Origin of the sequence: Prosthecobacter sp. (assembly GCF_044378005.1) — a bacterium.
Classification (GTDB): Bacteria; Verrucomicrobiota; Verrucomicrobiia; order Verrucomicrobiales; family Verrucomicrobiaceae; genus Prosthecobacter.
Genome location: NZ_JBILYB010000212.1, coordinates 1 through 7290, shown reverse-complemented (window position 1 = coordinate 7290; position 7290 = coordinate 1). Strand labels below are relative to the sequence as shown.

Annotated in this window: 8 protein-coding genes; 6 read left to right on the top strand and 2 right to left on the bottom strand. The window is 60.1% G+C overall.

Features of this window, described 5'->3' with window-relative positions; all coding sequences use genetic code 11:
- The 3 genes from AC6FTP_RS24440 to AC6FTP_RS24430 all read left to right on the top strand — a co-directional run.
- The coding region (locus tag AC6FTP_RS24440; protein WP_497209524.1) for a fibronectin type III domain-containing protein at positions 1-892 on the top strand (892 nt) is incomplete at its 5' end.
- A complete protein-coding gene (locus AC6FTP_RS24435) occupies positions 892-1164 on the top strand; it encodes a hypothetical protein (RefSeq protein ID WP_497209523.1) in 273 nt (90 codons plus the stop codon). The genes AC6FTP_RS24440 and AC6FTP_RS24435, both read left to right, overlap by 1 nt.
- Positions 1165-1181: 17 nt before the next feature.
- Positions 1182-1925 (top strand): phosphodiester glycosidase family protein, encoded by a 744-nt coding sequence (locus AC6FTP_RS24430; RefSeq protein ID WP_497209522.1) that lies wholly within the window; start codon positions 1182-1184, stop codon positions 1923-1925.
- Between the two features lie 58 nt (positions 1926-1983).
- On the opposite strand, the gene AC6FTP_RS24425 is transcribed toward AC6FTP_RS24430, so the two are convergent.
- The gene (locus tag AC6FTP_RS24425; protein WP_497209521.1) at positions 1984-2835 is read right to left on the bottom strand and encodes a DUF3108 domain-containing protein; all 852 of its coding nucleotides are present in this window, start codon (positions 2833-2835) and stop codon (positions 1984-1986) included.
- Between the two features lie 111 nt (positions 2836-2946).
- On the opposite strand from AC6FTP_RS24425, the gene AC6FTP_RS24420 reads away from it, so the two are divergent.
- The 3 genes from AC6FTP_RS24420 to AC6FTP_RS24410 all read left to right on the top strand — a co-directional run bounded on the left by AC6FTP_RS24420 (position 2947) and on the right by AC6FTP_RS24410 (position 6725).
- On the top strand, positions 2947-5112 hold the full coding sequence (locus tag AC6FTP_RS24420) for a RecQ family ATP-dependent DNA helicase (RefSeq protein WP_497209520.1): 2166 nt from the start codon (positions 2947-2949) through the stop codon (positions 5110-5112).
- A 254-nt stretch (positions 5113-5366) separates the two neighbouring features.
- Positions 5367-6500 (top strand): tyrosine-type recombinase/integrase, encoded by a 1134-nt coding sequence (locus AC6FTP_RS24415; protein ID WP_497209519.1) that lies wholly within the window; start codon positions 5367-5369, stop codon positions 6498-6500.
- A gap of 15 nt (positions 6501-6515) precedes the next feature.
- Positions 6516-6725, top strand: a complete 210-nt coding sequence (locus AC6FTP_RS24410; RefSeq protein ID WP_395719080.1) for a hypothetical protein — start codon at positions 6516-6518, stop codon at positions 6723-6725.
- Between the two features lie 36 nt (positions 6726-6761).
- On the opposite strand, the gene AC6FTP_RS24405 is transcribed toward AC6FTP_RS24410, so the two are convergent.
- A complete protein-coding gene (locus AC6FTP_RS24405; RefSeq protein ID WP_497209518.1) occupies positions 6762-7004 on the bottom strand; it encodes a helix-turn-helix domain-containing protein in 243 nt (80 codons plus the stop codon).
- Positions 7005-7290: the final 286 nt, after the last annotated feature.

The window sequence follows — 7290 nt, the reverse complement described above, 5'->3', positions numbered from 1 at the left end:
TCATGGGAAGATGGGGCGAGACTGGCAGGAGGCCGCGCGGGCGGCAAGTCAGAACGGCTCGAATGCGGTTTCGTTAGCTGAGATTCCGGCGCTTGGCATTTCACTGGCAGCCGCTAGTCTCGGAATCATGCCACGAGTCATCGCTGCCATTCTTCTTTTGTTCACCGTAGTCACGGCACACGCGGTGGAGTTAGTCTCTGGCCCGAAAGTCACGCAGAGTGAAAGCAGCGCCACCATCGCCTGGCGAACCGATGTGGCCTGCGGCACGCGCGTGAGCTACGGCACGACGGCGGGGAAGCTCGATCAGAAGCTCGAAGGCGTAGTCACCGATGACCACACCGTCACCCTCGGCGGCCTCACCCAGGGCACGACCTATTTCTACCAGGTCGGTAGCGCGCGCCAGCAGCTCGGTGCGGGCAGCTTTACCATGGGCAGCAATGTCAAACCCGCCGGTGCCGTCCCACCCAAAGTGGAGGCACCGAAGTCCATGCTCGAAAAGCTTGTCGATGCCCTCACTCCGGAGGCACCGAAGACGAAACCCGCGCCTACACCATCCACCGCCGCACGAGCACCGCCAGCGCGTGTGAGCTGGGGCTACTGGGAATCTCTCCAGGATCACTACAACCGCCACGGCCCTGATTTCCAAAGCCAGTCACCGGAAGACTACGCCGCCCAAGCTTGGCACTTCCTCCAGCGCGCGAAGGCCGGACAGCTTCAGATGAAGTGGGATGACGCCGATGAAACCCTCCGCGTCTATGATCCGAAGACGCGTGCCTTTGCCGCCTACAATCGCAACGGCACGACGAAGACCTATTTCCGCCCAAACAACCCGAGCTACTGGCAGCGTCAGCCCGGCAAGCTCATCCAGCCCGCGCAACTGCCCTTCAAGTGATGAAAACCACCCATAACTGTCCCGTCTGCGGGTTCGACCACCTGAAGGAAGCCCCCCGCAGCAAGTCTGGCGGCGGCTCCTTCGAGATCTGCCCCGCCTGCGGTTTCCAATTTGGTGTCAGCGATGACGACGATGGCCTTTCCTATGAAGAATGGCGCGAAGACTGGGTCGAGCGCGGCATGGAGTGGACCAGCAAAGGCATCACCCAGCCCCGAGGCTGGAAGCCAGCGACGTTGCTGAAAGCCGTGGTGAAGAAGAAGCCTGCAAAGTGACGGGTCACCCAACCTTCATGCATCGCCTGTTTGTCCTCCTTGGTTTGGCCATCTCGCCAGTGCTCTTGGGCACCGAGACCCTGACATACGAGGGCGCGCTTTATCATCTCTACCGAGTGCCCGCAGCACAGCAGTCGAAGCTGCACCTCCGCTGGTTGGATGGTTCGGGGAAACCGCTGTCAAACTTCGGAGCACTCCAGCAGCAGCTCGAACGTGAGGGGAAAAAGATCGCCTTTGCGACGAATGCAGGAATCTACGAGAGAGGACCAAAGCCGTGCGGCCTCACGATTTGCGATGGCACAGAACTCGTGGCGTTGAACACAGCGAATGGGGAGGGAAACTTCTTCCTGAAGCCGAATGGTGTGTTTTATCTCGATGACAAGGCGGGCCCGGGAATCGTGGAGACGAGCGAATATCCTTCGCTCACCATCCATCCGAGGCTCGCCAATCAATCCGGTCCACTCATCCTGCGAAAAGGCGTGATTCATCCAGCCTTCAATGTGAACTCGCCGAATCTCCGCCAGCGGAGCGCCGTAGGCATCGTGTCAGCGACGAAGGAGATTATCTTCGTCATGAGCGATCGTGAGGACCGTGTGAAAGGGCGTGTGACCTTCCATCAAATGGCGCGTCTATTTCTCCATCTCGGATGCCAGGACGCTCTGTACCTGGATGGCGACATCTCGCAGATGATCACCTCCCCTGCCCAGCGCACGCAGTTCACTCCGAATACCTTCGCGGCGATGTTTGTAGTGATGGATTGAGTTCGTAGTTCGGGCTTCAGCCCGTTCTTCGTGTCACCAGAACGGGCTGAAGCCCGAACTACAAACCCAGCCCCACAGGCAAAGTCCCCTGCCCTGCTCTGCCCGTCAGCTTTTCTCGCTTCGTCATCGTCGCCGAGATGAAGCCGACGAAGATATCGGCGTGCATTTCGATGGGAAGTCGCCACGCATCATCGCTGACCCAGATGGTGGCGGTCTTCACCTTTTTGAAGCTGCCGAGCACGAGCGTCTTGCGGTCGAGTTTACGAATCTGCACATCGAGTTTGATGGTCGGGTAAGTCGTGCCTTCCACTTTGCGATTTTCTCGGCCAACGACGGTGAAGGTCGCGATGTAGGGACGATCAAAAGGCTGCACGACACGCGTGATCGAATCGCCCTGCTTCAGGGGCTGGCTGCGAACGTAAAGGATGGCCGATTGCAGATCATCGGCAGGACCGTAAGGGCAAATGGCTGTGCTCTTTTTCGCCGCGCCACCTTTGGGAGTGAGAAGCGTTTCCGTCAGCACTTTCAGCGACGAAAAGCCGACCTTGTAGGCCACGGTCTCGCTCGTATCCGTCTCGGAGTGATTCAAATAAACGGCCCTCAGCGGCCCACGCTCCATCACGGAGGTCATCACACAGTCGTAGCTCCACAGCGACCGCGCGAAGCCGGAGGTGCCCGCCTCCGCGCGCGCGACTTGATACCCGCCCGCCTCCTGCATCACCACCTTCGCCGAGCCGGCGGAGACGAGATTGTTCCAGCTTAAATCATAGACGACACGGCAGGGCGCGAGCGGTGCGAAGGAGCCTGGGGCAGACTTCGTGAGCGAACTCGCCCACGCCGGGGCTGCGGACGTCTTTGCCTGAGCCAGGAGCATGGCGGGCATCAAGAGCAGAAGCGGGAGAAGTTTCATGAGAGGGCGTAGCACAGACGCGCGGCGCTGGCATGGGTTCAATCATACGCCGGGCGTGATGGAGAAGCCTGCTTGCATCTGCGCCGCTCCCTCCGCATGAAGTGAGCTCCCTTGCCCCCCGAACCCGACATCCTCTCCGCCGACACCACACCGATTCACGACGCCCGTGAAGCGCTGCGGAAGTACTTCGGCTTTCGCGAGTTCCTGGATGGGCAGGAGGAGGTCATGGCGAACATCCTCGGCGGGCGCGATACCCTCGTCATCATGCCGACGGGCGGTGGCAAGTCGCTCTGCTATCAGCTTCCTGCACTCGTGATGGAAGGCGTGACCATCGTCGTCAGTCCGCTCATCGCACTGATGAAGGATCAGGTGGATGCGCTGGAGCGGCGCGGCATCCCCGCCACGCTGATCAACAGCACCCTCAGCCTCAGCGAGCAGCAGGAGCGCATCGCGGCGCTGCGACGCGGCGAATACAAGCTCGTCTATGTCGCCCCGGAGCGCTTCCGCAGCCGCATGTTCACGAACACGATGCGGCAGGTCGAGATCGCCCTCTTCGCCGTGGATGAGGCGCACTGCCTCTCCCAGTGGGGACATGATTTCCGGCCCGACTACTTCCGCCTCGGCGAGGCACTCGAAGAACTCGGCAGACCCCAAGTTGTCGCCCTGACCGCCACGGCCACGCCCGAGGTGCGTGCGGACATATTAAAAGTGCTCACTCTGCGTGATCCCTTCGTCACCATCCGTGGATTTCAGCGGCCGAATCTTAGCCTGAATGTCACGCACACCAAGAAGCACGACGACAAATATGCCCGGCTGAAACAAATCATCCGCGAGCACAAAAAAGGCATCATCTACTGCTCCACACGCAAGCGGGTCGATGAAGTGGGCGAGGCTCTCGCTGAAATGAACATCAAGGCCGTGGAGTATCACGGCGGGCTTGATGACAAAGAGCGCGAGTCGCGGCAAAATCAGTTCATCAACCGCGAGCGCGACATCGCCGTGGCCACGAACGCCTTCGGCATGGGCATCGACCGCAGCGATGTCCGCTTCGTCGTGCATTACGACGTGCCCGGCAGCATCGAGGCCTACTACCAGGAAGCCGGACGTGCTGGCCGTGATGGCGAGCCTTCTTACTGCGAACTCTTCTTCAACTTCGCCGATACCAAAACGCAGGAGTTCTTCCTCGATGGCGCTAACCCCAGCATCGATGTCATCCAGAGCATCTACCAGGCGCTGCTAAACAAGGCGAACTCCCAGCACGAAGTCGAAGCCACCATCGAAGACCTCACCGACTACGCCGGATTGAAGAACAGCATGGCCGTCAGCTCATCGCTCGGTCACCTGGCACGCGCGGGTTATATTGAGCGCTTCGACATCCCCGGCAAACGCGTGCGCGGCACTCGACTGCTCCAGCCCGATGTGCTCACCCGCCATCTCAAGATCGACGCGAACGCCCTCCGCGAAAAAGACCGTCGCGACCGCTCCAAGCTGAAGTCCATGATCGACCTCTGCTACGACGAGCAGCGCTGTCGCCAGCAGCAGATCCTGGCCTACTTCGGCGAGCATGAAAGCCAGCCCTGCGGCACCTGCGACATCTGCCGCCGGAGCGGCGTGCAGATCGCCCGTGAAGGCACCGCGGCGGAGGTCACCCTACTGCGGCAGGCGCTCAGCGGCATCGCCCGCATGTCCACGAAACGCGCCGACGGCACCTGGGAGCCACGCTTTGGCAAAGGCCGCATCATCCAGATGCTCGTCGGCAGCAAATCCAAGGAGATCGTCGAAGCCGGGCTCGATCAACTCAGCACTTACGGCCTGCTTAAAAGCGTCGGCACCAGCGCCATGCATCCGCTCTTTGGCGAGATGGAAAAGCAGGGCCTCATCGAGACCAGCACCGGCGAATATCCCCTCGTCACCCTCACGCCCAAAGGTTCCGACATCATGCGCAAAGGCTCCAACATCCGCATGATGTGGCCCAGCACCGCGCCCGCCGCCAGCCAGCCCACGAAGCCCGGCGTCGAGCTCACCGAAGCCGAAGTCTCCACCCGCGAGCTGGGCTTTGATGACGCCCTTTTCGAGAAGCTCAAAAAACACCGCAACGCCCTCGCCCAGGCCGAAGGCGTGCCCGCTTACGTCATCTTCAGCAATCAAACCCTCGAGTTCCTCACCCGTCTGAAACCGAAGAGCATCGAGGCAGGATTAAAGATCCGCGGCGTCGGCGATAAGAAGGCGCAAACGTATTTGCCAGAGTTCATCCAGGTGATTCGGAAGCATGGGTGATCCATGACAGATCCCCCAAAGCCCAACGGGCTTACAAAAAGAGCACTCAAAACAGGGCAAACAATCACTCTGGAGCCCATATTCCACGGGCTTTGAACGGCATCAGGGGGCTACACTTTGACACCCCACCCATGGTCATGCATGACAAAAGCATGACAACTCAGGCCCTCCCCTCTCGGGGCAAGGGCAAACCAATCGCCGTGGTCAAACATGGCTCCGCAGCCGTGCCCATCTACCGGGGAACCTGCCGTGGAATGCCCCGGTTCACTGTCGCGTTCTACCTCAACCAGCAGCGCCAGCGGCTTACCTTCGGTTCACTGGATGCTGCCAAGGAAGAGGCGCGCAAGGCCGCACTCAATATCCAACGCGGCATGAGCAGCGATAATGACCTGCGGCCTCAGGATCGGGAGGCCCTTCGGGCTGTCCAGCACATGCTCCAGCCGCTGGGACTGCCCTTGGTTTCAGTCGTCGAGGAATACCTCCAGTGCCGGCGCAAGCTTGGAGAGGTGCCGCTGTTGATGGCCGTGGAGGACTTTTTGACGAGGTCGCGCAGTTATGAGGCTGGCATCACCGTGCCTCGTGTGGTTGACGAACTTCTCCTGCTCAAGAAGCAAGACGGGGTGAATGCGCACTACCTCAAGCTGCTGGACGGGAACCTTCGCCAGTTCGCCAAATCGTTCCCTGGCGAGATCACCAAGGTGACCGGGGCCATGATTGACGGCTGGCTGCGTCGAGGGGCGCATTCCATGGTCACCCGCAACAACTGGCTCAAACGTGTGAAGGAGCTGTTTTCCTTTGCCAAGCGGCGAGGTTACCTGCCGAAGGGTGAAGCCACCGTGGCGGAAGCCCTCAAGCGCGGCAAGCAGGCGGACACGGATGTCGGCATCTTCACTCCCGAGCAGATGGAGAAACTCATGAAGGCAGCGACGGAGGATTTGATTCCGATCCTTGCTATCGGGGGATTCGCGGGACTGCGTGGCGCTGAAATCGCCCGGCTGAACTGGAGCGCCGTGGATCTCGGGCGGAAAATCATCGAGTTGCGCGCCGGACAGGCTAAGACAGCCTCGCGCCGCATTGTGCCCATCACCGACAATCTGGCCGGCTGGCTGGCAAAGATCGAGCGGAATGGCCCTGTGGTTCCTGACGATGGCGTCTTCCTGAAGGCACGGCGTCTGGCCAAGAGCTTGGGCATTCCATGGCCGCACAACGCCCTGCGGCACTCCTACATCAGCTACCGGATCGCCGTGGTGCAGAGTGCGGCCCAAGTCGCGCTGGAGGCGGGAAACTCTCCGGCGATCATCTTCAAGCATTACCGAGAACTGGTGACCAAGGAGGCTGCTGCCCAGTGGTTCGGCATCATGCCTAAAACCTGCACATCCACGCTTTGACATGCGAATCCCTGTATGAACCCAACACTCAATGCTCCATCACCCCTGCTGAAAAAGAAGCCCTTGGCTGCCCTCTTGGGAGTCAGTTCACGAACCATCGACAACTGGGTGGCGCAGCGAATTATTCCCTACCTCGCCACCAGTCCCCGAATGCATCTCTTTGATGTGGATGCGGTGCGTGCCGCGTTGCATGCACGATTCGGGGTGGAGGCTCGCGAGCCGTAGTCACCCGCGACTTCGTTGCGCAACGAGATGCAACTTTCATCGCGTCTTACGATGGGTGGAGGGTGGAAGTTGGGCAGGCGGGTCGATGAGTCGAATGAGCGCCACCACGGCATAGCCACGGGGCGTTGCTCGTTCCTGTTCCCAGTTCTCCAGCGTGCGCTTGCTGATGCCGAGGAACTCCGCAGCATCGCGCTGACTGAAAGCCTTCTTCTCACGCCACGCCTGAAGCGCACGGGCGAATTTATGGGGAGTCACCCCTTTGGGAAGTTTCATGGACATGGGGGAGAACTACGCAGTTAGCGGACAGGTGGCAACTCGATTGACGCACCCCATGGCACCTCCCAAACCCTGCGACCTACTCAAACCCCACGGCATCATTTGGTGATGCAAACGGATGGAATCCCGAAGTCACGGTGACGAGGCCTCCATTCATGGACCTCCCAGATCTCTTTCCCGCTAACCCCATGCAATTGCGCACCATTCGTCATTACAACTTCAGCGAAGTATCTTCTGCCATGCAGAAAGCCATCCGCCGGGGTGATGCGGCTTTGGCAGGTTACTGGGC